Here is a 26,093-nt window from a genome sequence, read left to right on the forward strand (position 1 = left end):
TCCGGCTACTGCCATTTGCGGTGGTAGGCGCCCAACGTGGTCTGGGTGCCTTCGGACATCGCCCCCAGCGTCTCCATCCAGGCGGCGTCGGCCAGATAGGCGGCCGGATCGGCCAGGCAGCGGTCGATCGCCCGGCGCCAGACGCGCGCCACCTGGCTGACGTAGGCCGGGCTGCGCTGGCGGCCTTCGATCTTCACCGAGGCGATATTGGCGGCCAGCAGCTCCGGCAACAGCGCCAGGGTATTCAGGCTGGTGGGCTCTTCCAGCGCGTGATAGCGCAGGTCGTCCACCAGATAGCGGCCCTTGCACAGCGTCGGGTAACCGGCGTTTTCGTGGTCCTGATAGCGGTCGATCAGCACGTCGTTCAGCCGCGACTCCATGCCCTGTGCGGTTTGCTGCCAGCGCACGTAGCGCGCCGGCGAACAGGCACCGACGGTGTTCGGCGATTCACCGGTCAGGTAAGAAGAGAGGTAGCAGCGGCCTTCGGCCATGATGCACAGGCTGCCGAAGGCGAACACCTCCAGCGGCACCGGGCTGGTGCGCGCCAGCTGTTTGACCTGATGCATCGACAGCACGCGCGGCAGCACCACCCGGGCCACGTCGAAGTGGCGCTGATAGAAACGGATCGCCTCTTCGTTGGTGGCGGAAGCCTGCACCGACACGTGGCGCTCCAGCTGCGGATAGCGCTCCGCGGCATATTCCAGCATCGCCAGATCGGCCAGGATCAGCGCGTCGGCACCCAACTGGGCCGCCATATCCACCGCCCGCTGCCAGCGCGCATAGCCGTCCGGATGCGCGAAGGTGTTGATGGCGATGTGCAGCTTGCGGCCGTGGCGGTGTACGTAGTCGGCCGCCTCCTGCAGCTTTTTCTCGGTGAAGTTGAGACCGGCGAAGTGGCGTGCGTTGGTATCGTCTTTCAGGCCGATGTAGACGGCGTCGGCGCCGTTATCCACCGCGGCCTTCAGGGCCGGCAGGTTGCCGGCGGGACAAAGCAGCTCCATAGATTTATCCTGACTCAGCCCGCGCCCGGCCGGGCATGGGCGGTCATAAGGTTGCCGGCGACCCTTTCCCGCCGGCAAACGCGAATCGGGGAGGCAATTTTAGTGAAAGGCGCGTGAACAGGTTTTGATTTGGGGCAGCTTCTGGCGTATTGATAAACATGGCGGCGGAATGCACTATTTGTTGATATAGACCGCTGAAGCGGCGCGCCGTTGTGGCAAAATAGCGTTAGTCTGTGTTGAAAGGAGTGAATGACCGTGTTGGAACAACTACGAGCACGCATTGTGCGCCAGGGGCCGTCGCTGCTGCGCGTACCGCTAAAATTCACGCCGTTTGCTCTGCAGCGCCAGCTTCTGCAACAGGTGCTGGGCTGGCAGTTCCGCCAGGCGCTGGCGGATGGCGATTTGGAATTTCTCGAGTCGCGCTGGTTAAAGATCGAAGTTCGCGATCTGGCGCTACACTGGTTTATGACGGTTGAAAACGACAAACTGGTTGTCAGCCAGCATGCCGAAGCGGACGTCAGCTTCAGCGGCGACGCCAACGATCTGATCCTGATCGCTGCGCGCAAGCAAGATCCTGATACGCTGTTCTTTCAGCGTCGGCTGCAGATTGAAGGGGATACCGAATTGGGCCTGTATGTAAAAAATCTGATGGACGCCATTGAGCTGGAAAGCATGCCTGCGCCGCTGCGCATGGGGCTGCTGCAGCTGGCTGATTTTATCGAAGCAGGGCAGCAGGAGGGCACGGCGCAGGCTTCCCGTGTACCGGTATCATGCTGATCCGCGTAGAGATCCCGGTAGATGCGGCGGGTATCGACGCACTGCTGCGCCGCGCCTTCGGCCGCGATGACGAAGCCGATTTGGTGCAGCAGCTGCGCGAAGACGGCCTGCTGACCCTGGGTATCGTCGCCACCGACGACGAAGGCGGGGTGGTGGGCTACGCCGCCTTCAGCCCGGTCGATGTGGCGGGCGAAGACCGCCAATGGGTCGGTCTGGCTCCGTTGGCGGTGGACGAAAGCCTGCGCCGCCAGGGCCTGGGCGAAAAGCTGATCTACGAAGGGCTGGATTCGCTCAATGAGTTCAGCTACGCCGCGGTGGTGGTGCTGGGCGATCCGGCTTATTACGGCCGTTTCGGCTTCAAACCGGCGGCAGCCTATGGCCTGCACTGCCGTTGGCCGGGCGCGGAAGCGGCGTTCCAGGTTTATCCGCTGGCGGAAGACGCCCTGAACGGCGTCAGCGGTGAAGTCGCATACTCGGCGCCGTTTAACCGGCTGTAACCGCCGGCAGCAAATAGTCCAATGACAGCGGCGGGTGGTTCACCAGCCGCTCTTTTTGCGCTTTGCTCAACTGCTTTACCCGATATTCCAGCCTCAGCGCCGTCGAGCGATCCCCCACCGGGCAGTGAAACGCCAGCGTCAGTTCCCCTTTGCCGCGCAGCGCTTTGGCGCCTTTGCCAGCCTGATGCTGAGCCAATCGCCGCGCCACGTCGGTGGTGATGCCGGTATACAGCATGCCGTTGGGCAGGCGCAGCATGTAAAGGTGCCAGTTATTCTCAGCCATTTGCCAATCAAATCGGGTGAAACAGAACCTAATCGTATCATATCAGGCTATTATCAGGCGCAAGAGACGAGGGGAGAACTGCGTTGAATCAGCCAGATGATTTAGAACACATCCGCCATTTTATCGGCAAGCAGCACGTGCTGACGCTGTGCGCCGGCAACGGCATGGATATGTGGTGCGCCAACTGTTTTTACGTGTTTGACGCCGAACGTATGGCGCTGTGGCTGATGACCGAGCCTCACACCCGCCACGGCGAGCTGATGCTGCAGAACGCCGGGGTGGTGGGCACCATCGCGCCCAAGCCGAAGAGCATTGCGTTGATCCGCGGCGTGCAGTACCGCGCCGAGGCGGTAATGCTGAGCGGTGAGGAGGATGCGCAGGCGCGCGCCCGTTACTGCCGGCGTTTCCCGATCGCCAAAGCGATGAAGGCGCCGGTCTGGCAACTGAACCTGCAGGAGGTGAAGATGACCGACAACACCCTCGGTTTCGGCAAGAAGCTGCATTGGGCGCGGTCTATACTTTAAGCTGAACAATTAATTAGCACGGGAGATCTCATGGCGCGAGCACTGATAGTGGGGGCCACCGGGCTGGTGGGGAAGGCGCTGTTGCAGCTGTTGCAGGACGCTCCGCAGGTGACGGCGATCGTGGCGCCGACGCGCGCGCCGCTGCCGCCGCACGCCAAGCTGACCAACCCGGTGGGCGACGATCTGTTCGAATTGCTGAGCAGCCTGCAGCAACCCGTCGATATTATTTTCTGCTGCCTGGGCACGACCCGTAAAGCGGCCGGCAGCGACGCCAATTTCCGCTATGTCGATTATCAGCTGGTGGTCGAAAGCGCGCTGACCGGGCGGCGGCTCGGCGCGCAGCATTGTCTGGCGGTCAGTTCCGTGGGGGCTAACCCGCGTTCGTCGTTCCTGTATAACCGCACCAAAGGCGAAATGGAGCAGGCGCTGCGTGAGCAGAACTGGCCGCGCCTGACGCTGGTGCGTCCATCGATGCTGCTGGGCGAACGCCCGTCGCCGCGTTTGCTGGAGCGGCTCACCACACCGCTGTTCAAACTGCTACCGGGCAAGTGGCGAGCCGTCGCCGCCGAAGACGTGGCGCAGACGCTGTTGCAGCAGGCATTCAGCCCCGGCAGCGGAGTTACGGTGCTGGAGTCCGACCAACTGCATCGCTATGGCAACGTACACTGAGATTATCGAAAGCCAGCTCCATGCCCGGCGGCAGCTCGTTGTCCATCAGCCACAGATCGAGACGATGGCTGATATGCGTCAACAGCGTGCGCCGCGGCTGCAACCGCCGCTGCGTTTCCAGTGCGCGGGTCAGATCGTTGTGGTTGCGCGGCGCCTGCGGCTGTGGCGGCAGGCTGCAGTCGAGCACCAGCAGATCCAGCGGCGTCCCCTGTAAAAAATCTGCGGTAGCCGGCGGCAGGCCGAGGGTATCGGTCAGGTAGGCCAGGGACTGCCCCTCCGCCTGAATCAAATAGCCGTGGGTCAGTTTGGAATGCTGCAGCGGCAGCGGCGTGATGCGCATACCGCCCAGCTCGACGGTTTCGAAGGCCTGCAGCGGCGGTTGAAACGCCAAAATGCCGGGGTGTTTGAACAGGTCATCGCAGCCCAGCTCATCCGGCGGGCCGTAGACCGGAATGGAATTTCCGCACCCCCAGCGCAAAGGAAATAACCCCTGAACGTGATCCATGTGGTAATGTGTCAGTAAAAAACGTTGAATTTGCCCCGCCGAAAACCGCCGCTCCAGAGACGGCAATCCCGCATCCAGCAAGGTGGTTTCCCCCTGATAGTGGATCATCGCGCTGCACGGCCGCCGCCGGAATGCCGGTTCGCGCCGCGCCCGTTGGCAGACCAGGCAGTCGCAGCCGAACACCGGCACCTGCTGTGCGCCGCCGGTGCCGAGAAAGGTCAATTGCATACATCCTCCCCGCTTAAAGATACTTCTCCGCAAAGCCGTCAATATCGCGGAAATCCGCCAGTCTTTCCTGCAGCGTCTGATGATCCCAGTGCCACCACTGGCTGCGCTCGATGCGTTCAATCAGCGCGTCGTCGAAGCGCATGCCGATCTTTTTGGCCGCTACCCCGGCGACGATGCTGTACGGCGCGACGTCCTTGGTCACCACCGCCGCGCTGCCGATCACCGCGCCGTTGCCGACGCTGACCCCCGGCATCAGGATGGCGTTATGGCCGATCCACACGTCGTGGCCAATGGTAATCTGGTGCTGGCGCCGCCAGTCGAAAAACGCCGCGTCGTCTTCCCCCAGGCCGTAGTCGGAGGCGCGGTAGGTGAAGTGGTGCTGGGCGATGCGCTGATAGGTCGGGTGGTTGCCCGGGTTGATGCGCGCGTAGGAGGCGATGGAGACGAACTTGCCGATGGTGGCGTAAAAAATCTGGTTGTGGCCGGCGGTGTAGGAGTAGTCCCCCATCTCCACCTCTTCCAGAATGGCGTCGTCGGCCAGGTGCACATACTGGCCAAGGCGGGTACGGTTAAGGATCACGTTGTCGCCGATTTTCGGCTGGGCAAAGTCGGTCATGGCATGGCGTCCTGAGGTTGTGCGGCGGCGGCGGGCAACAGCGCCAGCAGCGCCGCCAGGGTATCTTCCAGGTTGCCATCGTTATCCAGCAACCGGCAGCCGGCGGGCAGGCTATGCTGGTACTCCGTCGCCCGCATCAGCCGCCTCTCGATCTGCTCGGCGTTTTCCCGCCCGCGGCGCTGCAGGCGTTGGCGCAGTACCTCAGGGCTGACCTGCAGGCACACCGGCAGCAGCTGCCCGCCGTAGCGCTGCTGCGCCTGCGGCAGGTGGGCGCGCGAGCCGTTGACCACCACGTCGATCCCCTGCAGCAGCCAAAGATCCACCTCGATCCCGAAGGCGTAACGGTGCTGATGTGCCTGCCAGTCCAGCGCGAACAGCCCCTTGGCGCGGCGGCGCAGAAACTCGGGTTCGCTGAGCGCAATATGGTTCTCGCAGCCGGCGTCCGCCGGCCGGGTGATGTAGCGGTGCGCCACCAGCGGCGCGCTGTCGGCGCAGCCGCGCAGCCGCGCGAGCAGGCTGTCCTTGCCCGAACCGGACGGCCCCATCAGATAGATAAGCTGCGCCATCAGAACACCTGCCTGCCCTGGCGCCAGACGTTCTGCACGTAGATATGCTCGCCGTGCGGCCGCGCCAGCACCAGATCGGCCCGCAGCCCTTCGGCGATGGTGCCGCGATCCTGCAGATCCAAGGCGCGCGCCGGGTTGCGGGTGATCATGCGCACCGCCTGCGGCAGGTCATAACCGTTGCGATCGTCCGCCGCGATGCGGAACGCCGCATCCAGCAGGCTGGCCGGGTAATAGTCGGAAGAGAGAATATCCAACACCCCCAGCGCCGCCAGGTGATGCGCCGCCACGTTGCCGGAATGGGAACCGCCGCGCACGATGTTCGGCGCGCCCATCAGCACCTGCAGCCCCTGCCGGTGCGAAGCGCGGGCGGCGTCCTCGGTGGTGGGGAATTCGGCGATAGCGCTGCCCAGCGCGCAGGACTCCGCCACGTGTTCGGCGGTGGCGTCGTCGTGGCTGGCCAGCGAGATATGGCGCGCGCGGCAGTGAGCGGCGATCGCCTCGCGGTTCGGTGCGGCCCAGCGGGCGGAAAGCCCGACCTGCTGCTCTTCGAACTCGCTCATCTGCTGGTCGTTAAGGTGGTATTTGCCCTGATAATACTCACGGTACTTTTCGCGCGAAGCGAACTGGCGCTGGCCCGGCGAATGGTCCATCAATGACACCAGCGACACCCCGGGCTTATCCATCAGCTGCTCGAACAGCGGCAGGGTGCTTTCATGCGGCAGCTCGCAGCGCAGGTGCAGCCGATGCTCGGCGCGGTTCACCCCGGCGCGCTGGCTGTGGATCACCGCGTCGATCATTTTTTGCAGGTTCTCCAGCCGGTGGCCGCCGTCGCGCACGTCGCCGATCGCCACCGCATCCAGCACCGTGGTGATGCCGTTGGCCACCATCAGCGCGTCGTGGCTGCTCATCGCCGAATGTGCCGGCCAGTCGACGTTGGGCCGCGGGGTGAAAAACTTGTCCAGATTGTCGGTGTGCAGTTCGATAAGCCCGGGCAGCAGCCAGCCGCCGTCGCCGTCCAGCGCCTGCGGCAGCTGGCTTGGGGTATCGGCAAAGCTGCGGATCGCGCCCTCGTGCATCTCCAGTGAACCGGCCACTACCTGGTCATCCAGCACCAGCTTAACGTTATTGATGATCATCAGAGGGTCTCCAGCGCCCGTGGCGCCTGCATGTCATATAACCGGTCGGCGACCTGCCGGCGGACGCCTTCGTCATGGAAAATGCCGACGATGGCCGCGCCACGCATCTTGGCCTGTTCTATCAGCGCCACCACCGCCGCGCTGTTGCGGCTGTCGAGCGAGGCGGTGGGCTCGTCCAGCAGCAGGATCGGGTAGTCGACGATAAAACCGCGAGCGATGTTTACCCGTTGCTGCTCGCCGCCGGAGAAGGTAGACGGCGCCAGCTGCCACAGGCGCTGCGGCACGTTGAGCTGGTCGAGCAGCGTTTCGGCGCGCTGGCGGCATTCGGCGCGGTCGACGCCCAGTTCCAGCAGCGGCTGCATCACGACGTCGAGGGCGCTGATGCGCGGGATCACCCGCAGAAACTGGCTGACCCAGCCGAGGGTATGGCGGCGCACCGCCAGGATCTGGCGCGCCTCGGCCTGCACCATGTCCAGCCACTCCCCCTGGTGGTTGACCCAGATATGGCCGCTGTCGGGCAGGTAGTTGGCGTACAGCGAGCGCAGCAGGGTGGATTTGCCGCTGCCGGAGTGGCCGTGCAGCACCACGCATTCGCCGCTGCCGACCGTCATGTTGGCGTCGTGCAGCACCGGCAGCCGGGTGCCGTGCTGCTGGTGCAGCACGAAGGTTTTGCTCAGGTGTTCAACTCGAATTTGAATGGTCATCTGTTATCGCCTTGGGTTACGACAGCACCGAAGAAACCAGCAGCTGGGTGTAAGGATGGTGCGGATCGTCCAGCACCCGATCGGTGAGGCCGCTTTCCACCACTTCCCCTTGCTTCATCACCAGCAGCCGGTGCGCCAGCAGCCGCGCCACGCCGAGATCGTGGGTGACGATCACCGCCGCCAGCTGCATCTCCACCACCAGGTTGCGCAGCAGATCGAGCAGGCGCGCCTGCACCGAAACGTCCAGCCCGCCGGTCGGTTCATCCATAAACACCAGCCGGGGGTGGGTCACCAGGTTGCGGGCGATCTGCAGCCGTTGCTGCATGCCGCCGGAGAAGGTGGTCGGCAGGTCATCGAGGCGCGACAGCGGGATCTCGACGTCCTCAAGCCACTGGCCGGCCTGGCGGCGGATGTCGCCGTAGTGGCGCTGGCCGATGGCCATCAGCCGTTCGCCGATGTTGCCGCCGGCGGAAACCTGCGGCCGCAGCCCGTCGAGCGGGTGTTGGTGCACCACGCCCCAGTCGGTGCGCAGCAGGCGGCGGCGGTCGCTCTCCGCCATGGCGTACAGGTCATGCCGGCTGTCGGCCTGCGGGCGATAGAGGATCTGCCCGCGCTGCGGCGCCAGCCGTGCCGAAATCGACTTCAGCAGCGTGGTCTTGCCGGAGCCGGATTCGCCGACGATGCCCAGCACTTCACCGGGGTAGATATCGAACGACACATCGCTGAAGCCTTTGCCGGGCGCATACAGATGGGTGAGGTGGCTCACCGACAGCAGCGGCGTGGTGCTCAGTGGGGTGGAAGTCATCAGTGCTGCGCCTCTTGCGAAGGTTGCGCCAGCTGTTGCCGGCAGTAGTCGGTGTCCGAACAGACGAACATGCGGTTGCCCTGGTCATCGAGCACCACCTCGTCCAGGTAGCTGTGGCGCGAGCCGCACAGGGCGCAGGGTTCGTCCCACTGCTGCACGCTGAACGGATGGTCGTCGAAGTCCAGGCTCTCCACCTTGCAGAACGGCGGCAGGGCGTAGATGCGCTTCTCGCGCCCGGCGCCGAACAGCTGCAGGGCCGGCATCATGTGCATTTTCGGGTTATCGAACTTCGGGATCGGCGACGGGTCCATCACATAGCGGTCGTTCACCTTCACCGGGTAGGCGTAGGTGGTGGCGATATGGCCGTAGCGCGCGATGTCCTCATACAGCTTCACCTGCATCACGCCGTACTCTTCCAGCGCGTGCATTTTGCGGGTCTCGGTTTCACGCGGCTCGATAAAGCGCAGCGGCTCCGGGATCGGCACCTGATAAATCAGGATCTGGTCCTCGCGCAGCGCGGTTTCCGGGATGCGGTGGCGGGTCTGGATCAGCGTCGCCTCCGGCGTGCGTTCGGTGGTCGCCACCCCGGCGACGCGCTGGAAGAAGCGGCGGATCGACACCGCGTTGGTGGTGTCGTCGGCGCCCTGGTCGATCACCTTCAGCACGTCGGCGCGGCCGATGATGCTGGCGGTGAGCTGAATGCCGCCGGTGCCCCAGCCGTAGGGCATCGGCATCTCGCGGCCGCCGAACGGCACCTGATAGCCGGGGATCGCCACTGCCTTGAGGATGGCGCGGCGGAGAGTGCGCTTGGTCTGTTCGTCTAGATAGCCGAGGTTATAGCCGGTCAATACTTCACTCATCGCGGGCCTCCTGACGCTCGCTGAATTCCTGCCGCAGCCGTTTCAGCAACTCCAGTTCGGCCTGGAAGTCGACGTAGTGCGGCAGCTTGAGATGGGAGACAAAGCCGGCGGCTTCCACGTTGTCGGCGTGGGCCAGCACGAACTCTTCGTCCTGCGCCGGGCCGGCGACCCCTTCGCCGTACTCCGGGCTTTGCAGCGCGCGATCCACCAGCGCCATCGCCATCGCTTTGCGCTCGGCGCGGCCGAACACCAGGCCATAGCCGCGGGTGAAGTGCGGCGGGCGGTCTTGCGGATCGACGAAGCCGTTGACCATCTCGCACTCGGTCAGCAGGATTTCGCCGATATCCAGCGCGAAACCGAGCTCTTCAGGCACCATCTCCAGCGAAACGTAGCCGGTGCGGATCTCGCCGGCGAACGGGTGGTTGCGGCCATAGCCGCGCTGGGTGGCGTAGCCCAGCGCCAGCAGAAAGCCTTCGTCGCCGCGCACCAGCTGCTGCAGCCGCGCCGAGCGCGAGCAGGGGTAAACCGGCGGGGTGCGGGTAATGTCGTCCGGCGCGCTGCCGTCGTCCTGTTCCGCCAGCGCCAGCTGCTGTTTGCCGAGCAGCTCGAACACGTGAGCGCAGCTTTCCGGCAGTGGCTCGTCGGCCTGCGGCGCGCGCGGCGTTTCGCCTTCCGCCAGCAGCGCGAAGTCCAACAGCCGGTGGGTGTAATCGTAGGTCGGCCCCAGCACCTGCCCGCCGGGCAAGTCCTTGTAAACCGCCGAGATGCGCCGCTCCAGCCGCATATTTTCGGTCGCCAGCGGTTCGCTGACCGCCAGGCGCGGCAGGGTGGTGCGATAGGCGCGCAGCAGGAAAATCGCCTCGACCAGGTCGCCGCCGGCCTGTTTGATGGCCAGCGCCGCCAGCTCGCGATCGTAGATGCCGCCCTCGGTCATCACCCGGTCCACCGCCAGCCCCAGCTGCTGTGCTATTTGCTCCACGCCGATCGCCGGCAGGCCGTCGTCGCCGCGCCGCAGCTGTTCCTGCAGCCGATGGGCGGCCTCGATGGCTTTTTCGCCCCCTTTTACCGCTACGTACATCAGCACACCTCCACGCGGGTGGTCCGCGGGATAGCCAGCAGGCGCTCACCGCAGGTCAGTAGAAAATCCAGCCCGAGCGGGAAGCGCTGCGGGCGGTTGATCAGGTAATCCAGCAGCGCCGGCGGCAGCTGCGGCGAGATAATCCGTTGACGTTCGATGCCGGGGCCGGTCAGGCGCAGCGCAGCACCTTGTTCCAGCCCCGCTAGCTGCACCACTACCGTGGCGCCGAGTTCCGGCGAAATTTCGCTGCCGTGCGGCAGCGCCTGCAGATCGGCGGCCTGCAGCTGCGCATCGAACAGCGCAAAGCCGATTTCTTGCGCATTGGCGGCCAGCGGCGCGCCGCTGTGGAAGCGAATGTTTGTTAGCACTTGCTCACTCTTCAGCGCGTCGCACAGCTGAAGCGGGGTTTCCTGATCGGCCAGCGTCAGCAGCGCGGCGGTGCTGGCGGCGTTCAGCGCGCCCCAGGCGGGGCCGCCCTGCAGCGTGATGCAATAGCCTGGCTCGCTTAACGCCTTGAGGATCAAGCGGAAGCTGTGTTGCGATTGCTCTATGGGTTGGTCAAAACCGGTCAATAAACTCATGCTCAATCCCCCCGCACCAGGGTAAAGAAATCCACCCGGCTGGAGGCCACCGCACGGGCGCGCAGCTGGCGCTGCTCGTGCTGCAGCGCGGCCAGCGGTTCTATCAATTGCTGTTGCAGCCGCTCGCCGTGTTCCGGCTGCTGCAGCAGCGCATCGGCCAGCGCACACAGCTCGGCGTGCGCCTTGTCGCGCCCGGCGATATAGCTGTAGCCATAGCCGCCGCTTTCCAGCTGCACCACCGCGCGGGTAATCGTCACGTCGCCCAGCACAAAGCGGCGGCCGGTGGCGCCCATGCGCCCCTGCAGCTGCGCCAGGCCAATCTCCGGCGCGCGGATGTTCCGGTAGCGCGGGCTGAGGTTCAGCGCCTGCCAGTGGCTGCGCAGCTGGGCCGGCTGGCTGTGCGCCAGCACCGACATCCAGCGCTGTCTTGGCTGTAAGGATTGCATTCAGTGCTCCATCGTCAGTTCGATCATGTCGGCGCGGGCCAGGCTGACGGAGTATTCCGCCACGCGGTCGCTGCCGTTGCAGACGTTCAGGGTGCGCACGCACAGCAGCGGCGCGTGGGTGGCGATCGCCAACAGCCGGCTCTCTTTGGCCTGTGCGCGGCGCGCGCTGATGCGCGTCTGGCTGCGGGTCAGCGGCTGGCGAATGTGCTGTTCGATAAACTCATGCAGCGAGCCGCTGTGGAACTGCTGCAGCGCCGGCCACCAGTCGAGATCGGGCAGGTAGTGGTCGATCACGCTCATCGGCACGCCATTGACCCGGCGCAGGGTGCGCAGGTGGATCACCATTTCGCCTTCTTCACGCGACAGCGCGCTGGCGATGTGCCCGTTGCACGGGCGCAATACTGCGAGTAAGCGCTCACTGGTGGGGTGGCTGCCCTGCTCGAGCAGGTTCTGGCTGAACCGCGTATTGGCATGCAGCGGGTAGTCGTAGGGGCGCATCAGCACCAGAATGCCGACGCCGTGGCGGCGCTGCAGCCAGCCGCGTTCCACCAGCTGATCCACTGCGCGGCGCAGGGTGTGGCGATTGACCTGATAGCGCTCCGCCAGCTGCTGCTCGGAAGGCAGATAGTCGCCGCAGCGGTACTGGGTGCGCAGCTCTTGTTCCAGCTGGGCGGCGATCTGCTGGTAACGGGTGGGGTAAGTGGTCGGATGTCTAGATAAGTCCATCATAATAAAAACCTCGTCGTGCCGGATCTGTATGATTTATCAGGATTTCTTACGGTGCTGGTGCTTACCCTATGACTTTCAAATTGTAGCTAGGCGGCCAGCTCGCTCATCGCCAGGCGCTTACTTTAGTAAGTAACTGGGGTGAGCGAGTGCAGCTAACAACGCTACGGCTTGAAAGGCGACGGGTATGCCCTGTGGCTTTCAAGTTGGCATCATGTTGCCGCCGCCAGATGACAATCGCGTTACGCGCCGGTGGCGAACAGATGAACTATTTTGGACAGCCCGGGGATGCGCGGCCGGGCGCGGCGCGCTATGCTGGGCCACCCTGGACTGACTCTGGCCGACACCATGCCGCAACCTTTAACCGCCCCTGACCGCACGCCCCGCGCCTGGCCGCTGTGGAAACCGATCCTGTTCCTGCTGGTGGTGGCCGTCGGCCTCTACTACGTCAAATGGCAGCCTTACTACGGCAAGGCCTTTTTGGCGGCGGACACCCATTCGATCGGCAAATCGATACTGGCCGGAGCCGACGGCAGCCCCTGGCTGGCGGCCTGGCACTATGCGCTGATCTATTTCACCGCGGTGTGGAAGGCGGCGGTGCTCGGCGTCTTGCTGGGATCGCTGGTGCAGGTGCTGATCCCGCGCGACTGGCTGCTGCGCACGCTGGGCCACCCGCGTTTTTCCGGCACCCTGCTGGGCACGCTGATCGCGCTGCCGGGTATGATGTGCACCTGCTGCGCGGCGCCGGTGGCCGCCGGGCTGCGTCGCCAGTCGGTATCCAGCGGGGCGGCGCTGGCCTTTTGGCTAAGCAACCCGGTGCTGAACCCGGCGACGCTGATTTTTATGGGCTTCGTGCTCGGCTGGCCGTTCGCCGCTATTCGGCTGGTGGCCGGGGTGGTGATGGTGCTGGGCATCGCCTGGCTGGTGCAGCGCGTCACCGCCAATGACCCGCAGCCGGCCGCGCTGCAGCAAGCGGCGATACCGCCGGTGAAAACCGAAGATCGGCCGTTCCTCGGCCGCTGGCTGAAGACGCTGTGGGCGCTGTTCTGGTCGACCATCCCGATCTACGTGCTGGCGGTGCTGGCGCTGGGCGCAGCGCGGGTTTGGCTGTTCCCGCACGCCGACGGCGCGGTCGACAACAGCCTGCTGTGGATCATCGGTTTAGCCATCGTCGGCTGCCTGTTCGTGATCCCCACCGCGGCGGAAATCCCGATCGTGCAGGCCATGATGCTGGCGGGCATGGGCGCCGGCCCGGCGCTGGCGCTGCTGATGACCCTGCCGGCGGTCAGCCTGCCTTCGCTGCTGATGCTCAACAAAGTCTTTTCCGCCCGGGCGCTGTGCCTGACCGCGGCGCTGGTGGCGCTGTGCGGCGTAGCGACCGGCGTGCTGGGGATGGGGTTGATGTAAAATGTTCAAAAAATGACCTTTCATCTCGATGTTGTTGTCACAAATGTGCTAACGTGTCTGTTCAATATTCAGTGTCGCCATCGTGCGATTGCAGGAGGAGCAAAGATGGAAAGTCGTATCCAGTTTCGCATCGAAGATGAAACCAAGCGTTTGGCGCAGAAGGCCGCTGAGGCTAAAGGAACGACATTGAGTGAAGCCTGCCGCCGCTTAGCGGAGCAAATGGCTGATGAGCAACGGGCCGCGGAGGAGCACGAAAACTGGCTGAAAGATAAGGTGGATGCAGCTTTTTCCCGTCTGCATGAAGGTAATGCTGTCTACCTTAGCCAACAAGAAGTAGAAGAAAGCATGGATGCCTTTAAGGCAAAAATTAGAGCGAAATACGACCGAAAATAGGGATCGTTATGCGTATCGAATGGGATAATGCAGCGCTACGGGACAGGGAACGTATTTTTGAGTTTCTTTATATTTTCAATCCACAGGCGGCAGAGCAGGCTGATAACGAGATCGATAAAGCGGTAAAGCGCCTGCTGGATCATCCTGAGTTAGGTAAGCCCTGGTATGGGAAGGCACGTAAGCTGCTAATTAACAAGGCCTCCCTGTTGCTGGTGTATATCATCGTTGATGACGTTATTAAGGTTTTCTCGATTGCCCACCAGCGTGAGAAATTTCCAAACTAGCATTGTCATTGCAGCTTATGCACCACCTGGTTGCTGCTGCCGCGCCAGATCAGCGCTGGGTCTTTCAAATCCTGCACAAACTTGCCGTCAATCAATACGTTAATCCTGTCTACCACCTGCATTTGCTGCGCGTCCAGCTCCGCCAGCCGGTAGCCGGTCCACAGCCAGATATCCTTGCCCGGGCACTCGGCGCGCACCCGTTTCACCAGCTTTAAGATGCTCAGCACGTTGGCCGGGTGCAGCGGATCGCCGCCGGACAGCGACAGCCCCTGGCGCGGCACGCGCGCATCGTTCAGATCGGCGATGATGCGGTCTTCCAGCGCCGGGGTAAACGGCTGGCCGGAGTTGAGCCGCCAGGTGCTTTTGTTGTAGCAGCCGGGGCACTGATGCACGCAGCCGGCGACGAACAGCGTGCAGCGGGTGCCGGGGCCGTTGACCACATCTAGGGGATAGTACTGGTGATAATTCATCATTTTTTCTGGTTGCAGGGGTTCAGTGTATGTTTAGTGGCAAAGTTGTCTTTTCGCCCGAGATACCCGGGCTTAGCGCCCCGAGGGGCGCTCCGGCGGCAAGCCGCTACGACCCCTTCGGCACGCTTTCCCTAATAATTGGCTTTATCAGAGCTCTGTATACTGAACCCGCTCATCAGGGTTAAACGGGGCACCTCAGCCGAGCCGCCCGTTGTCGAGGTGCTTCACCCGCCGTTTCACCTCTTCCTGCTTGCCGGCGTTGAACGGCCTGGCGTCCGGGCTGCCGAGGTAGCCGCACACCCGCCGGGTGACCGACACCTTGGACGGCTCGTGGTTGCCGCATTTCGGGCAGGTGAAGCCCTTGCTGGTACAGGAAAACTCGCCGGTGAAGCCGCATTCGTAGCACTCGTCGATCGGCGTGTTGGTGCCGTAGTAGGGCACCCGGCTGTAGCTGTAATCCCACACGTCTTCCAGCGCCTTTAAATTGTGCTGCAGGTTGGGGTATTCGCCGTAGCAGATAAAGCCGCCGTTGGCCAACGGCGGATAGGGCGCCTCGAAGTCCAGCTTGTCGTACGGATTGACCTTTTTCTCTACGTCGAGGTGGAAGCTGTTGGTGTAGTAGCCCTTGTCGGTCACGCCCGGCACCACGCCGAAATCGGCGGTGTCCAGCCGGCAGAAGCGGTCGCACAGATTTTCGCTCGGCGTGCTGTACAGGCTGAAGCCGTAGCCGGTTTCCGCTTTCCAGCCGTCGGTGGCGGCGCGCAGCCGTGCGACGATCGCCAGCGCCTTGGCGCGCAGCGCTTCGTCGTCGTAAACGTGGGTGCCGTTGCCGAACAGCGCGTTGATGGTTTCGTGCAGGCCGATATAACCCAGCGAGATGGACGCGCGGCCGTTCTTGAAGATGTCGGCGATGTTGTCGTCGGCCTTCAGCCGCACGCCGCAGGCGCCTTCCATGTACAGGATCGGCGCCACCCGCGCCTTGATGCCTTCCAGCCGGGCGATGCGCGTCATCAGCGCCTTTTTCGCCAGCTGCAGGCGCTGATCCAGCAGCGCCCAGAAGCGCGCCTCGTCGCCCATCGCCTCCAGCGCGATGCGCGGCAGATTCAGGCTGATCACGCCGATGTTGTTGCGGCCGTCGTGCACCAGCTCGCCGTTCTCCTCGTAGGTGCCGAGGAAGCTGCGGCAGCCCATCGGCGTCTTGAACGAGCCGGTGACCTTCACCACCTGATCGTAATTGAGGATGTCCGGATACATGCGCTTGCTGGCGCACTCCAGCGCCAGCTGCTTGATGTCGTAGTTCGGATCGCCGTACTGGTGGTTGAGGCCGTCGCAGATGGCGAACACCAGCTTGGGGAACACGGCGGTCTTGCGGTTTTTGCCCAGCCCGGCGATGCGGTTTTTCAGGATCGAACGCTGGATCAGGCGCGATTCCCAGCAGGTGCCGAGGCCGAAGCCGAAGGTGACGAACGGCGTCTGGCCGTTGGCGGTGTGCAGGGTGTTGACCTCGTATTCCAACGACTGGAAGGCGTCGTAACACTCTTTCTCGGTGCGCGCCATGGCGTAGCCCTGCACGTCCGGGATCTGCCATTGCTCGGCCACTTCGCGGTGCTTGCGGAAGCTTTCGCTGACGAAGGGCGCCAGGATCTCGTCGATGCGGTTAATGGTGGTGCCGCCGTAAATGTGGCTGGCGACCTGGGCGATGATCTGCGCGGTCACGGCGGTGGCGGTGGAGATCGACTTCGGCGGTTCGATCTCGGCGTTGCCCATCTTGAAACCGTTGGTCAGCATGCCTTTCAGGTCGATCAGCATGCAGTTGAACATCGGGAAGAACGGCGCGTAGTCGAGATCGTGGTAGTGAATTTCGCCGCGCTCATGGGCCAGCACCACGTCGCGCGGCAGGATGTGCTGCTTGGCGTAGTGTTTGGCGACGATGCCGGCCAGCAGATCGCGCTGGGTCGGGATCACCTTGCTGTCCTTGTTGGCGTTTTCGTTCAGCAGCGCGCGGTTGCTTTGTTCCACCAGGCCGCGGATCTCCTGGTTCAGCTGCCCGCGCAGCTCGCGCGCCACGTCGCGATCGTGGCGGTATTCGATGTAGGCGCGCGCCAGCTGCTTGTATTCGCCGGCCATCAGCTGGTTTTCCACCGCCTGCTGAATTTCATGGATATCAACGTGCTGCTGCCGTTCCATGCGCTGAGCGACCGCGCGGGCGACGGTGGCGCAGTAGTCGGCGTCGACCACCCCGGCCGCCAGGGCGGCGCGTTCAATCGCCTGCGCGATGCGCGCTTCGTCAAAAGGTACCTGGCAACCGTCCCGTTTAATCACTACTGGTTTCACGTTGTGACTCCTTGTTTCCCGAGGGATAGGTTATCCACAGGGCGAAGCCGCAGCGCGCAAGGGCTGCGGCGGCATGTGGATGCTTTTGTGGATAACTACTATATATAGGTATTTGAGATTATTAATGCACTATATATAGATGTTGGCGGGGTTCTTTTGATGTAGGACAAGGAAAATTCAACGGCGGGCGCAAGCTGTACAGACGTCAATCGCCCGCCGGCTGCGGGCGGAAATGTTCCAGCAAAAAATCGACCCAGACGCGGACGCGCGGCGGCAGATCCGCCGAGGCGTAATACAGCCACAGCTGAACCGGGCGCGGCCAGCAGGCGGGCAGCACCGGCTGCAGGGTGCCCTGCGCGAAGTGTTTTTCGGCGTACCAGTGCGCCAGGTTGGCGATGCCCAGGCCGGCAAGCGCCGCGTCCAGCAGCATCTCCGGGCGGCTGGCCATCAGGCGGCCATGCAGATCCAGCGTCAGCGGTTGGCCGCGTCGCTGCAGCTGCCACTTTACGCTGCGCCCGTTGGCCGGGTTGCGGTGCAGCAGGCAGTCGTGCTGCGGCAGATCCTGAGGATCCTGCGGCGCGCCGCGCTGCGCCAGGTAGCCCGGCGAAGCCGCCAGCACCATCTGCATCGGGTAGAGCGGCCGGGCCACCAGCCGGCTGTCGGGATCGATCCGGCTGCCGATGCCGACGTCGAAGCCTTCGCCCACCAGATTAACCACCCGCGCATCCAGCGAAAGATCGAGATCGATCTGCGGGTAACGTTGCAGAAACAGCGGGATCAAGGGCATCAGCATCTGGCGGCCGAAGCCGGGGATCATGCTGACGCGCACGGTGCCGGCAGGCGCCTGCCGCACGCCGCCGGCGTTTTCCAGCGTGGCGGACAGCGCCTGCCACAGCGGCGCCACCTGCGCCAGCAATGCTTTGCCTTCGTCGGTCAGCACCACGTTGTGGGTGTTGCGCTGGAACAGACGCAGCGCCAGCTTTTCTTCCAGCACGCGAATGTTTTTGCTGACCGCCGCCGGGGTGACGCCCAACTGGCGCGCAGCGGCGGAAAAGTTTTGCGTCTGGGCGGCGGCGAGAAACGCCGGCAGCAGACGATGTACGTCAAAGGGCAGCGACATGGTGGTTGATACTTTTAGTTGAAATTAATGTAACCCATCACAGCCTACACCCGCGGCGGCGGAAATGGAAAAATGCGTTATCAAATCTCAGCCAAGGATAGTGTATGTCACGCATTTTAGTGTTAACCGCCCACCGCACGCCCGACGAGTCGCGCATTAACCAGGCGCTGATCGAGGCGCTGCGCCCGCTGCCGAACGTTACCCTGCATGAGCTGATCCGCGCTTACCCGGATTACCGCATCGACGTGGCGCGCGAGCAGGAACTGCTGGAGGCCCATGACGCGGTAGTGATGATGTTCCCGTTCTACTGGTACAGCTCACCGGCGATCCTCAGCGAATGGCAGGACGCGGTATTAACCTACGGTTTCGCCTACGGCAGCGAAGGCACCCGGCTGCACGGCAAACCGCTGCAGCTGGTGGTGAGCACCGGCGGCAACGCGCAGGCCTATACGCCGGAAGGTTACAACCGCTATCCGGTCACGGATCTGCTGCGCCCATTCAATGCCATGGCCAACCTGACCGGCATGGATTACCTGCCGCCGCATTTGGTGCAAGGGGTGTTTGACATGAGCGATGAACGGCTGGCGCAAGAGGCCGCCGGCGTAGTGCAACTGCTGCAAAAATTGTAGGGCGCAGCGGGGGGCTGCGCCCGTGGGGGAAGGCTTTAGTCTTCCAGCAGCCACCATACCGCTTCGAACGGCTGCAGAGTAAGCGCCTGCGGTTGGTCCGCCGCATCGGCGTAGTTGCTCATCAGCGGGCGCCACTGGGCGGAAGGCTCCACGCCTTCCGCGCCCCAGGCCTGCGGTTCGCGGCTGAGGTTGGCCACCACCAGCAGGCGCTGGCCGTTCCAGCTGCGCTGGTAGCACCACAGCGCCGGGTGCGACGGCGCCAGATCCTGATAGTCGCCGTGGGTCAGCAGCGGGTACTGCTTGCGCAGGGTGATCAGCTGGCGGTAGGCGTAAAATACCGAGTCCAGATCGGCCAACGCCGCTTCGGCGTTGATCTGCGGATAGTTTTCCGCGCAGCCTAGCCAGGGCGTGCCCTGAGTGAAACCGGCGTTGGCCGCCGCGCTCCACTGCATCGGCGTGCGGCCGTTGTCGCGCGATTTGCTGGCCAGGATCGCCAGCAGCTCGGCGTCGCTTTTGCCCTGGGCGCTCAGCTCGGCGTACATATTCAGGCTTTCCACATCGCGATACTGGCCGATGTCGCGGAAGCCCGGGTTGGTCATGCCGATCTCTTCCCCCTGATAGATATACGGCGTGCCCTGCATGCCGTGCAGCACCATCGCCAGCATTTTGGCGGCCGGCACCCGCAGCTCGCCTTCGTCGCCGAAGCGGGAAACGATGCGCGGCTGATCGTGGTTACACCAGAACAGCGCGTTCCAGGCGCGGCCGTGCATGCCTTGCTGCCAGTGGCGGAAAATCTGCTTCAGCTCCACGTAGTCCGGCGCCGCCAGCGTCCATTTTTCTCCGCCGGCGTAGTCCACCTTCAGGTGGTGGAAGTTGAAGGTCATCGACAGCTCCTCACCGCTCTGCGCCGCATATTGTTGGCAATGCGCCAGCGTGGTGGAGGACATCTCGCCCACGGTCATCAGGCCGCGCGGTTGGAACACCTCGCGGCTCATCTCCTGCAGGAATTCGTGAATGCGCGGGCCGTCGGTATAGAAGCGGCGGCCGTCGCCCTGGCTGTCTGACGGGAAATCCTGCCGTTTGGAGACCAGGTTGATCACGTCGAGGCGCAGACCGTCAACGCCCTTGTCGGCCCAGAACTGGCAGACCTTCTTCAGCTCCTCGCGTACCGGCGGATGCTCCCAGTTCAGGTCTGCCTGCTCGGTGGCGAACAGGTGCAGGTAGTACTGGCCGCTGTCGGCATGCCACTGCCAGGCGTTGCCGCCGAACTTGGAGCGCCAGTTGTTCGGCGGGGCATCGCCTTCGCCGTCGCGCCAGACATAGAACTGGCGATAAGGGCTGTTGCGGTCCTGCGCGGCCTGGAACCAAGGGTGTTCGGTAGAGGTGTGGTTGAACACCATGTCCATCACGATGCGGATGCCGCGCTGGTGGGCGGCGGCGATCAGATTGTCGAAATCCGCCATGGTGCCGTAGGCCGGGTCGATGGCGCAGTAGTCCGCCACGTCATAGCCGTTGTCCACCTGCGGCGAGACATACACCGGCGTCAGCCAGATGGCGTCGACGCCCAGCTCATGCAGATAGTCCAGCCGCCGGGTGACGCCGGCCAGATCGCCGTAGCCGTTGCCGGTGCTGTCCTGAAAGCTCTTCGGATAGATTTGGTAGATGACGCCGTTCTGCCACCAGGGGATTGGGTTACTCATAACTGGATACCTTTGAATCGTGACAACGGGCCGTACCCCTTCATCTTTCAAACCGCGGCGCGCTTGCCGCGGCCTGAAAGCTATAGGGTATTTCCAGCCCCTACATTCATATCGCGTAAATTAAACCGGCAGCTCGCCGCGGGCGGCTTTGCGCTTGTAGACCATGATGGTCAGCAGCATTGGGATCACCACCGCCACCAGGATAGCCAGCGAGTAAATCAGCCAGAACTGCGGCTTGATCGACAGGATGCCCGGCAGGCCGCCGACGCCGATGCCGTTGGCCATCACGCCGTCCAGGCCGCAGATCAGGCCGGCGAAGGCCGAGCCGATCATCGCGCACAGCATCGGGAAGCGGTATTTCAGGTTGATGCCGTACATCGCCGGTTCGGTCACGCCGAGGTAGGCGGAGATCGCCGCCGGCACCGAAATCTCGCGCTCGTTGGCTTTGCGGCTGATGATGATGATGCCCAGCACCGCCGAGGCCTGCGCGATGTTGGAGAGCGCAATCAGCGGCCACACCGGGGTGCCGCCCATGCTCTGGATCATCTGCATGTCGATGGCCAGGGTGGTCTGATGCACGCCGGTGATCACCAGCGGCGCATACAGGAAGCCGAACAGCGCGGCGCCGATCGGCGCGAAGCTGCCGGTCATCACCGCTTTCACCGCCCAGGCCACGCCGTCGCCGATCATGCGGCCGAACGGCCCGATCAGCGCGTGCGCCAGGAACACCGCCAGCAGCAGGGACACCACCGGCACCACTACCAGATACAGGTAGTCGGGCACGATCTTTTTCAGCCGGGTCTCAATCCAACCCAGCGCCATGCCGGCCAGCATGGACGGGATCACCTGCGCCTGATAGCCGACTTTCTGAATGGCGAACCAGCCGAAGTTCCACACTTCCGGGATCTGCTGGCCGAGCTGATAGGAGTTCATCAGCTGCGGCGACACCAGGGTCACGCCCAGCACGATGCCGAGCACCGGCGTGCCGCCCATTTTCTTCACCGTCGACCAGCAAATGGCCACCGGCAGGAACATGAAGATCGCTTCGCCGAGCAGCCACAGGAAGTCGTAGATGGTTTTCCACGCCGGGTGCATCTGCGCCAGCGTTTGGCCGCCGGACATCGGAATGTCGCCGATCACGTTGCGGAAGCCGAGGATCAGACCGCCGCTGATCAGCGCCGGCAGCAGCGGGAAGAAGATTTCGGCGAAGTGGGCGATGGCGCGCTCGCTCCAGGTCATATTCTGACGCGCGGCGACCTTGGCCTGTTCCTTGTCGGCCTCGTTGAGGCCGGTGGTGGCGATCAGCGCCTGGTAGTAATCGCCGACCTCGGGGCCGATCACCACCTGGAACTGCCCGGCGTTGGTGAAGCAGCCTTTGACCATCGGCAGCTCTTCAATTTCTTTCGGTTTCGCCTTATTGGGATCGTTAAGGACGAAACGTAATCGGGTAATACAATGGCTGACGGTGGCGATATTCTCGCGGCCGCCGACCAAAACAATCAGGCGATCAATGTCCTGCTGTTTTACTTTGCTCATTATTGGATACCTTTATTGGCTAACGCGCAGAGGTGTTGACTGAGTAATGATCAAAGCTTAGTCATTCGGCTTTTTTTATGGAATGGGAACGTTCCCGGTTTGGGGCGAGGATCACAAAATGACAAAATATGTGCATTTTTCACTCAGGAAAGTTTGCTGGGCACCAGGATGCGCCGAATGCCTTGCTCGCCGCTGAGCTGAGCCAGCAGCTGCTGCGCCGCCTGCAGGCCGGCGCTGCCGTAGCCGAATTCGACCGACAGGGTTTCGGGGAACAGGAAGCTGAGCAGCGGGGTGTTGCCGATGGCGCATACCTGAATGCGCTGCGCAGGCTGCTGTTGCAGGTATTTGATAGCGCCCAGGGCGATGCTGTCGGAGGCGCAGATCAGCGCGCTGGTTTGCGGGTCAATCACCTCGGCGGCGCGCTGGAAGCCGCTCTGGTAATTCAGTTCGCCCAGGGCCGCGCGCGGTGTCAGCTGCAGGCGCTCGCAGGCGGCGAGATAGGCCTGATAGCGGCGCTGGCCGGTGGTGGCGTCGCTCAGCTGCACGCCAAGGTAGCTGATATGCCGATGCCCCTGCCGATGCAGGCGGTCCATCAGCAGGTTGACCGCGCCGGCGTCGTCGTAGCAAACGGAAGAAAAGCCGTCGTACTCGCGCACCATCACCACCATTTTTTCCCGCCATGGCTTGAGCATCGCCGCGCTCAGCCCGGTGAAGCCGAACAGGATCACCCCGTCGACGTTGCGCTGCTGCAGCACGTGCAGATGTTCCTGCACCAGACGGGTTTCGAACTGGCTCTCCATCACGATCGGGTCGAAGCCCTGCTGATACAGCAGCGGCAGCATGGTGCGCACCGCCTGATTTTCAGACGGCGAATCGAGGCGCGAAACGATAATGCCCACGACCTTGTCGCTTTGGCCGCGCATGGCGCGCGCCGACTTGGAGGGCGTAAACCCCTGCTGACGGATCACCGCCTCCACCCGTTCGCGGGTCTGCGGGCTCACGCTGCCTTCGTTGTTCAACACGCGCGATACGGTGGATTTTCCTACGCCGCTCAGGCGTGCGATGTCCTTGATGGTCAGCCGGTTTTGCATGGTTTACATTTCGTTGAGGTTAACAGGCGTAAACTTGCCGCCTGTGATTAATGCTCGTCAGCATAGCCTATTTTCCCCCTGGGATCTTGATGCAATGCGGCGATTGCGGCACTGCGCTGAACGGCCGCTCTTGTCGTTCGATCTTTTCATTTACCGGAGGTTATCCCCCATATGGACCCCGATCCGACCGCTTTAGACACTCACTCGGTTTACCGGTAAAACCTCTCCGCCTGGCGCTGCTGTTTTACCGGTGATGTAAACGGTAACCGGTAGCGCGCGCTCTGTCGTTCGCTCCTGCTGTTATGAAAAAAGATAAGGATCTGCTCCCGCAGCGGTTTTTGGCGCGTCCAAAACCCGGCCCGGGCGATCCCGCGTTCACCCGCCGCCGTGAGGCGCCGGGCGACGAGGTGCGAATAATGAAACTTAAAAAACTTCCCCGTCAGCTGCTGGGCCTGCTCAGCCGCAACCTGCCGCGCCGCCTGGTGCGGCGCGACAGCCTGCTCGATGGCGTCAGCGGCGCGGCGCAGGCGATGCCGGCCGGCCTGGCGCAACAGCGTCTGGAATGCGCCGCCGCCGATGCCATGGCGCTGTATGAGCGTTTTCACAGCCATCCGGAAGGTATCACCGCCGATGAGGCGGAACGGGTGCGCCGGCGCTGCGGCGAAAACGTCATCGACGATCAGCAGCAAGAGGCCTGGTGGCAGCACCTGTGGCACTGCTATCGCAACCCGTTCAACCTGCTGCTGACCGCGCTCGGCATGATCTCCTACGCCACCGAAGATCTGACCGGCGCGCTGGTGATCGCGCTGATGGTGGCGATCTCCACGCTGCTGAACTTCATTCAGGAGGCGCGCTCCAACCGGGCGGCGGATGCGCTGAAGGCGATGGTCAGCAATACCGCCACGGTTTACCGCAGCGATGCGCTCACCGGCAAAAGCGATCATGTTGAGCTGCCGATCGCGCAGCTGGTGCCGGGCGACATCGTCAAGCTGGCGGCCGGCGACATGATCCCGGCGGATCTGCGCGTGCTGTCGGCCAAGGATCTGTTTATCAGCCAGGCCGCGCTGACCGGCGAATCCCTGCCGGTGGAGAAGGCCGCCGCGCCGGGTGAGCGGGCGGAGGATCCGCTCGACTGCCGCAACCTGTGCTTTATGGGCACCAACGTGGTAAGCGGCACCGCGCTGGCGATGGTGATCGGCACCGGCGGCGGCACCTACTTCGGCCAGCTGGCGCAGCGCGTCACCAGCCAGGACGAGCAGCCGAACGCCTTCCAGACCGGCATCAGCAAGGTCAGCTGGCTGCTGATCCGTTTTATGCTGGTGATGACCCCGATCGTGCTGCTGATCAACGGCTACACCAAGGGCGACTGGTGGGAGGCGGCGCTGTTTGCGCTGTCGGTGGCGGTCGGGCTGACGCCGGAAATGCTGCCGATGATCGTCACCTCGACGCTGGCCAAAGGGGCGGTGAAGCTGTCGCGCCAGAAGGTGATCGTCAAACGGCTGGACGCCATCCAGAATTTCGGCGCCATGGACATCCTGTGCACCGATAAAACCGGCACCCTGACCCAGGACAAAATCGTGCTGGAGCGCCATACCGACGCGTTCGGCGCCGGCAGCGAGCGGGTGCTGCGCTATGCCTGGCTTAACAGCTTCTACCAGACCGGGCTGAAAAACCTGCTCGACGTGGCGGTGCTGAGCTGCGCGGAGCAAAACCGCCAGCCGGAGGCGCTGCAGCAATACCGTAAAGTGGATGAGATCCCGTTTGATTTCGAGCGCCGCCGCATGTCGGTGGTGGTGGCCAGGGACAACGACTATCACGAGCTGGTGTGCAAGGGCGCGCTGGAGGAAATGCTGGCGATCTGCAGCCACGTACGGCAGGGCGATGAGGTTCACCCGCTCAGCGAGGCGCTGCTGGCGCGCATTCGCCGCATTACCGACGATCTCAATCAGCAGGGGCTGCGGGTGGTGGCGGTGGCCAACAAGATCCTGCCGGCGCAGGCGCATGAATACGGCGTGGCGGATGAGTCGGATCTGATCCTCGAAGGTTACGTCGCCTTCCTCGATCCGCCCAAAGAGAGCACCGCGCCGGCGCTGGCGGCGCTGAAGCAAAACGGCATCCGGGTGAAGATCCTCACCGGCGACAACGAGCTGGTGGCCGCCAAGGTGTGCCGCGACGTCGGGCTGGAGGCGGATCATCTGCTGCGCGGGCCGGAAATCGACCAGATGAGCGATGAGCAACTGGCGCAGGCGGCGGCGCACACCACGGTGTTCGCCAAGCTGACGCCGCTGCACAAGGAACGCATCGTTAAACTGCTGCGCAGCCAGGGGCACGTGGTGGGCTTTATGGGCGACGGCATCAACGACGCGCCGGCGCTGCGCGCGGCCGATATCGGCATCTCCGTCGACTCGGCGGTGGACATCGCCAAGGAAGCGGCGGACATCATCCTGCTGGAAAAAAGCCTGATGGTGCTGGAACAGGGGGTGATCGAAGGGCGCCGCACCTTCGCCAACATGCTGAAGTACATCAAGATGACTGCCAGCTCCAACTTCGGCAACGTGTTCAGCGTGCTGATCGCCAGCGCCTTCCTGCCGTTCCTGCCGATGTTGCCGCTGCACCTGCTGATCCAGAACCTGATGTACGATATTTCGCAGATCGCCATCCCGTTCGACAACGTCGACGACGATCAGATAACCCGGCCGCAGCGCTGGAACTCCGGCGATATTGGGCGCTTTATGGTGTTCTTCGGGCCGATCAGTTCGATCTTCGACGTGCTGACCTTCAGCCTGATGTGGTGGGTGTTCAAGGCCAATACGCCGGAAATGCAGACGCTGTTCCAGTCCGGCTGGTTCGTGGAAGGGCTGCTGTCGCAGACGCTGATCGTGCACATGATCCGCACGCGCAAAATTCCGTTTATCCAGAGCCGCCCGTCCTGGCCGCTGTGCATCATGACCCTGGCGGTGATCGTGACCGGCATCGGTCTGGTGTTCTCGCCGCTGGCCGGCTTCCTGCAGCTGCAGGCGTTGCCGCTCGGCTACTTCCCGTGGCTGGCGCTGATCCTGACCGGCTACATGGTGCTGACCCAGTGCGTGAAGGGCTGGTTCGTGCGCCGCTACGGCTGGCAATAATC

The 26,093-nt window shown here is 63.3% G+C and carries 28 protein-coding genes; 9 read left to right on the plus strand and 19 right to left on the minus strand.

The window, feature by feature from the left end:
• Window positions 1–5: 5 nt before the first annotated feature.
• Window positions 6–1,001 (minus strand): ubiquinone anaerobic biosynthesis protein UbiU, encoded by a 996-nt coding sequence (gene ubiU, locus KHA73_RS01975; RefSeq protein ID WP_234587971.1) that lies wholly within the window; start codon window positions 999–1,001, stop codon window positions 6–8.
• Between the two features lie 255 nt (window positions 1,002–1,256).
• On the opposite strand from ubiU, the gene ubiT reads away from it, so the two are divergent.
• Window positions 1,257–1,778 (plus strand): ubiquinone anaerobic biosynthesis accessory factor UbiT, encoded by a 522-nt coding sequence (gene ubiT / locus KHA73_RS01980; RefSeq protein ID WP_420877807.1) that lies wholly within the window; start codon window positions 1,257–1,259, stop codon window positions 1,776–1,778.
• Complete coding sequence (locus KHA73_RS01985; protein WP_234587975.1) at window positions 1,772–2,275, plus strand: GNAT family N-acetyltransferase; 504 nt, start codon at window positions 1,772–1,774, stop codon at window positions 2,273–2,275. The genes ubiT and KHA73_RS01985 overlap by 7 nt, the downstream gene beginning before the upstream one ends.
• Here the strand turns inward: KHA73_RS01985 and KHA73_RS01990 are convergent.
• Window positions 2,262–2,558, minus strand: a complete 297-nt coding sequence (locus KHA73_RS01990; RefSeq protein WP_234587977.1) for a GIY-YIG nuclease family protein — start codon at window positions 2,556–2,558, stop codon at window positions 2,262–2,264. The two genes, KHA73_RS01985 and KHA73_RS01990, sit on opposite strands and share 14 nt — an antisense overlap.
• Before the next feature lie 83 nt (window positions 2,559–2,641).
• On the opposite strand from KHA73_RS01990, the gene KHA73_RS01995 reads away from it, so the two are divergent.
• Window positions 2,642–3,082 (plus strand): YhbP family protein, encoded by a 441-nt coding sequence (locus KHA73_RS01995; protein WP_234587986.1) that lies wholly within the window; start codon window positions 2,642–2,644, stop codon window positions 3,080–3,082.
• 30 nt (window positions 3,083–3,112) lie between these two features.
• Window positions 3,113–3,751, plus strand: coding sequence for an NAD(P)H-binding protein (locus KHA73_RS02000; protein WP_234587988.1), 639 nt, complete (start codon window positions 3,113–3,115; stop codon window positions 3,749–3,751).
• Here KHA73_RS02000 and phnP read toward each other — a convergent pair.
• From phnP to phnF, 11 genes are read right to left on the minus strand one after another with little or no spacing between them, the layout of a single operon-like run.
• A complete protein-coding gene (phnP, locus tag KHA73_RS02005; RefSeq protein WP_234588006.1) occupies window positions 3,702–4,484 on the minus strand; it encodes a phosphonate metabolism protein PhnP in 783 nt (260 codons plus the stop codon). The genes KHA73_RS02000 and phnP overlap by 50 nt on opposite strands.
• A 13-nt stretch (window positions 4,485–4,497) precedes the next feature.
• Entirely contained in the window at window positions 4,498–5,100 is a 603-nt protein-coding gene (locus KHA73_RS02010) for a DapH/DapD/GlmU-related protein (protein ID WP_234588008.1), read from the minus strand.
• Window positions 5,097–5,666, minus strand: coding sequence for a ribose 1,5-bisphosphokinase (gene phnN, locus KHA73_RS02015; RefSeq protein WP_234588009.1), 570 nt, complete (start codon window positions 5,664–5,666; stop codon window positions 5,097–5,099). Before phnN ends, KHA73_RS02010 begins: the two co-directional genes overlap by 4 nt.
• Entirely contained in the window at window positions 5,666–6,802 is a 1,137-nt protein-coding gene (phnM, locus tag KHA73_RS02020) for an alpha-D-ribose 1-methylphosphonate 5-triphosphate diphosphatase (protein ID WP_234588011.1), read from the minus strand. Before phnM ends, phnN begins: the two co-directional genes overlap by 1 nt.
• Window positions 6,802–7,506: a phosphonate C-P lyase system protein PhnL gene (phnL, locus tag KHA73_RS02025; RefSeq protein WP_234588013.1), complete on the minus strand. Its 705-nt coding sequence runs from the start codon at window positions 7,504–7,506 to the stop codon at window positions 6,802–6,804. Before phnL ends, phnM begins: the two co-directional genes overlap by 1 nt.
• 16 nt (window positions 7,507–7,522) lie before the next feature.
• Entirely contained in the window at window positions 7,523–8,311 is a 789-nt protein-coding gene (phnK, locus tag KHA73_RS02030; RefSeq protein ID WP_234588022.1) for a phosphonate C-P lyase system protein PhnK, read from the minus strand.
• Entirely contained in the window at window positions 8,311–9,171 is an 861-nt protein-coding gene (locus KHA73_RS02035) for an alpha-D-ribose 1-methylphosphonate 5-phosphate C-P-lyase PhnJ (protein WP_234588033.1), read from the minus strand. The genes phnK and KHA73_RS02035 overlap by 1 nt, the downstream gene beginning before the upstream one ends.
• Complete coding sequence (locus tag KHA73_RS02040) at window positions 9,164–10,249, minus strand: carbon-phosphorus lyase complex subunit PhnI (protein WP_234588035.1); 1,086 nt, start codon at window positions 10,247–10,249, stop codon at window positions 9,164–9,166. The genes KHA73_RS02035 and KHA73_RS02040 overlap by 8 nt, the downstream gene beginning before the upstream one ends.
• Window positions 10,249–10,830 carry a phosphonate C-P lyase system protein PhnH gene (gene phnH, locus KHA73_RS02045; protein WP_234588036.1) on the minus strand — a complete coding sequence of 194 codons (582 nt, stop codon included), beginning with the start codon at window positions 10,828–10,830 and terminating at the stop codon, window positions 10,249–10,251. The genes KHA73_RS02040 and phnH overlap by 1 nt, the downstream gene beginning before the upstream one ends.
• A 2-nt stretch (window positions 10,831–10,832) precedes the next feature.
• Window positions 10,833–11,276 (minus strand): phosphonate C-P lyase system protein PhnG, encoded by a 444-nt coding sequence (gene phnG / locus KHA73_RS02050; RefSeq protein WP_234588038.1) that lies wholly within the window; start codon window positions 11,274–11,276, stop codon window positions 10,833–10,835.
• Entirely contained in the window at window positions 11,277–12,005 is a 729-nt protein-coding gene (gene phnF, locus KHA73_RS02055) for a phosphonate metabolism transcriptional regulator PhnF (RefSeq protein ID WP_234588040.1), read from the minus strand.
• Between the two features lie 345 nt (window positions 12,006–12,350).
• Between phnF and KHA73_RS02060 the strand changes: the two genes are divergently transcribed.
• From KHA73_RS02060 to KHA73_RS02070, 3 genes are all read left to right on the plus strand, one after another.
• Entirely contained in the window at window positions 12,351–13,409 is a 1,059-nt protein-coding gene (locus KHA73_RS02060) for a permease (protein ID WP_234591168.1), read from the plus strand.
• Window positions 13,410–13,514: 105 nt separating this feature from the next.
• Window positions 13,515–13,802, plus strand: a complete 288-nt coding sequence (locus tag KHA73_RS02065; RefSeq protein ID WP_013811307.1) for a type II toxin-antitoxin system RelB/DinJ family antitoxin — start codon at window positions 13,515–13,517, stop codon at window positions 13,800–13,802.
• An 8-nt stretch (window positions 13,803–13,810) separates the two neighbouring features.
• Window positions 13,811–14,086 (plus strand): type II toxin-antitoxin system RelE/ParE family toxin, encoded by a 276-nt coding sequence (locus tag KHA73_RS02070; protein ID WP_061799809.1) that lies wholly within the window; start codon window positions 13,811–13,813, stop codon window positions 14,084–14,086.
• Window positions 14,087–14,091: 5 nt separating this feature from the next.
• On the opposite strand, the gene nrdG is transcribed toward KHA73_RS02070, so the two are convergent.
• The 3 genes from nrdG to KHA73_RS02085 all read right to left on the minus strand — a co-directional run bounded on the left by nrdG (window position 14,092) and on the right by KHA73_RS02085 (window position 18,010).
• A complete protein-coding gene (gene nrdG, locus KHA73_RS02075; protein ID WP_234588049.1) occupies window positions 14,092–14,556 on the minus strand; it encodes an anaerobic ribonucleoside-triphosphate reductase-activating protein in 465 nt (154 codons plus the stop codon).
• 195 nt (window positions 14,557–14,751) lie between these two features.
• A complete protein-coding gene (gene nrdD / locus KHA73_RS02080; RefSeq protein WP_234588051.1) occupies window positions 14,752–16,890 on the minus strand; it encodes an anaerobic ribonucleoside-triphosphate reductase in 2,139 nt (712 codons plus the stop codon).
• A gap of 205 nt (window positions 16,891–17,095) precedes the next feature.
• On the minus strand, window positions 17,096–18,010 hold the full coding sequence (locus KHA73_RS02085) for a LysR family transcriptional regulator (RefSeq protein WP_234588052.1): 915 nt from the start codon (window positions 18,008–18,010) through the stop codon (window positions 17,096–17,098).
• A gap of 104 nt (window positions 18,011–18,114) precedes the next feature.
• Here KHA73_RS02085 and KHA73_RS02090 point away from each other — a divergent pair, with 104 nt between their 5' ends.
• A complete protein-coding gene (locus tag KHA73_RS02090) occupies window positions 18,115–18,639 on the plus strand; it encodes an NAD(P)H-dependent oxidoreductase (RefSeq protein WP_234588062.1) in 525 nt (174 codons plus the stop codon).
• 35 nt (window positions 18,640–18,674) lie between these two features.
• Here KHA73_RS02090 and treC read toward each other — a convergent pair whose 3' ends face one another.
• From treC to treR, 3 genes are all read right to left on the minus strand, one after another.
• On the minus strand, window positions 18,675–20,339 hold the full coding sequence (gene treC, locus KHA73_RS02095; protein ID WP_234588064.1) for an alpha,alpha-phosphotrehalase: 1,665 nt from the start codon (window positions 20,337–20,339) through the stop codon (window positions 18,675–18,677).
• A gap of 120 nt (window positions 20,340–20,459) precedes the next feature.
• Window positions 20,460–21,875: a PTS trehalose transporter subunit IIBC gene (gene treB, locus KHA73_RS02100; protein ID WP_234588074.1), complete on the minus strand. Its 1,416-nt coding sequence runs from the start codon at window positions 21,873–21,875 to the stop codon at window positions 20,460–20,462.
• A gap of 143 nt (window positions 21,876–22,018) precedes the next feature.
• The gene (treR, locus tag KHA73_RS02105; RefSeq protein ID WP_234588076.1) at window positions 22,019–22,966 is read right to left on the minus strand and encodes a trehalose operon repressor TreR; all 948 of its coding nucleotides are present in this window, start codon (window positions 22,964–22,966) and stop codon (window positions 22,019–22,021) included.
• 416 nt (window positions 22,967–23,382) lie between these two features.
• Between treR and mgtA the strand changes: the two genes are divergently transcribed.
• Entirely contained in the window at window positions 23,383–26,091 is a 2,709-nt protein-coding gene (gene mgtA, locus KHA73_RS02110) for a magnesium-translocating P-type ATPase (protein ID WP_234588077.1), read from the plus strand.
• Window positions 26,092–26,093 lie beyond the last annotated feature (2 nt).

This window comes from Serratia entomophila (genome assembly GCF_021462285.1).
Lineage (GTDB): Bacteria > Pseudomonadota > Gammaproteobacteria > Enterobacterales > Enterobacteriaceae > Serratia > Serratia entomophila.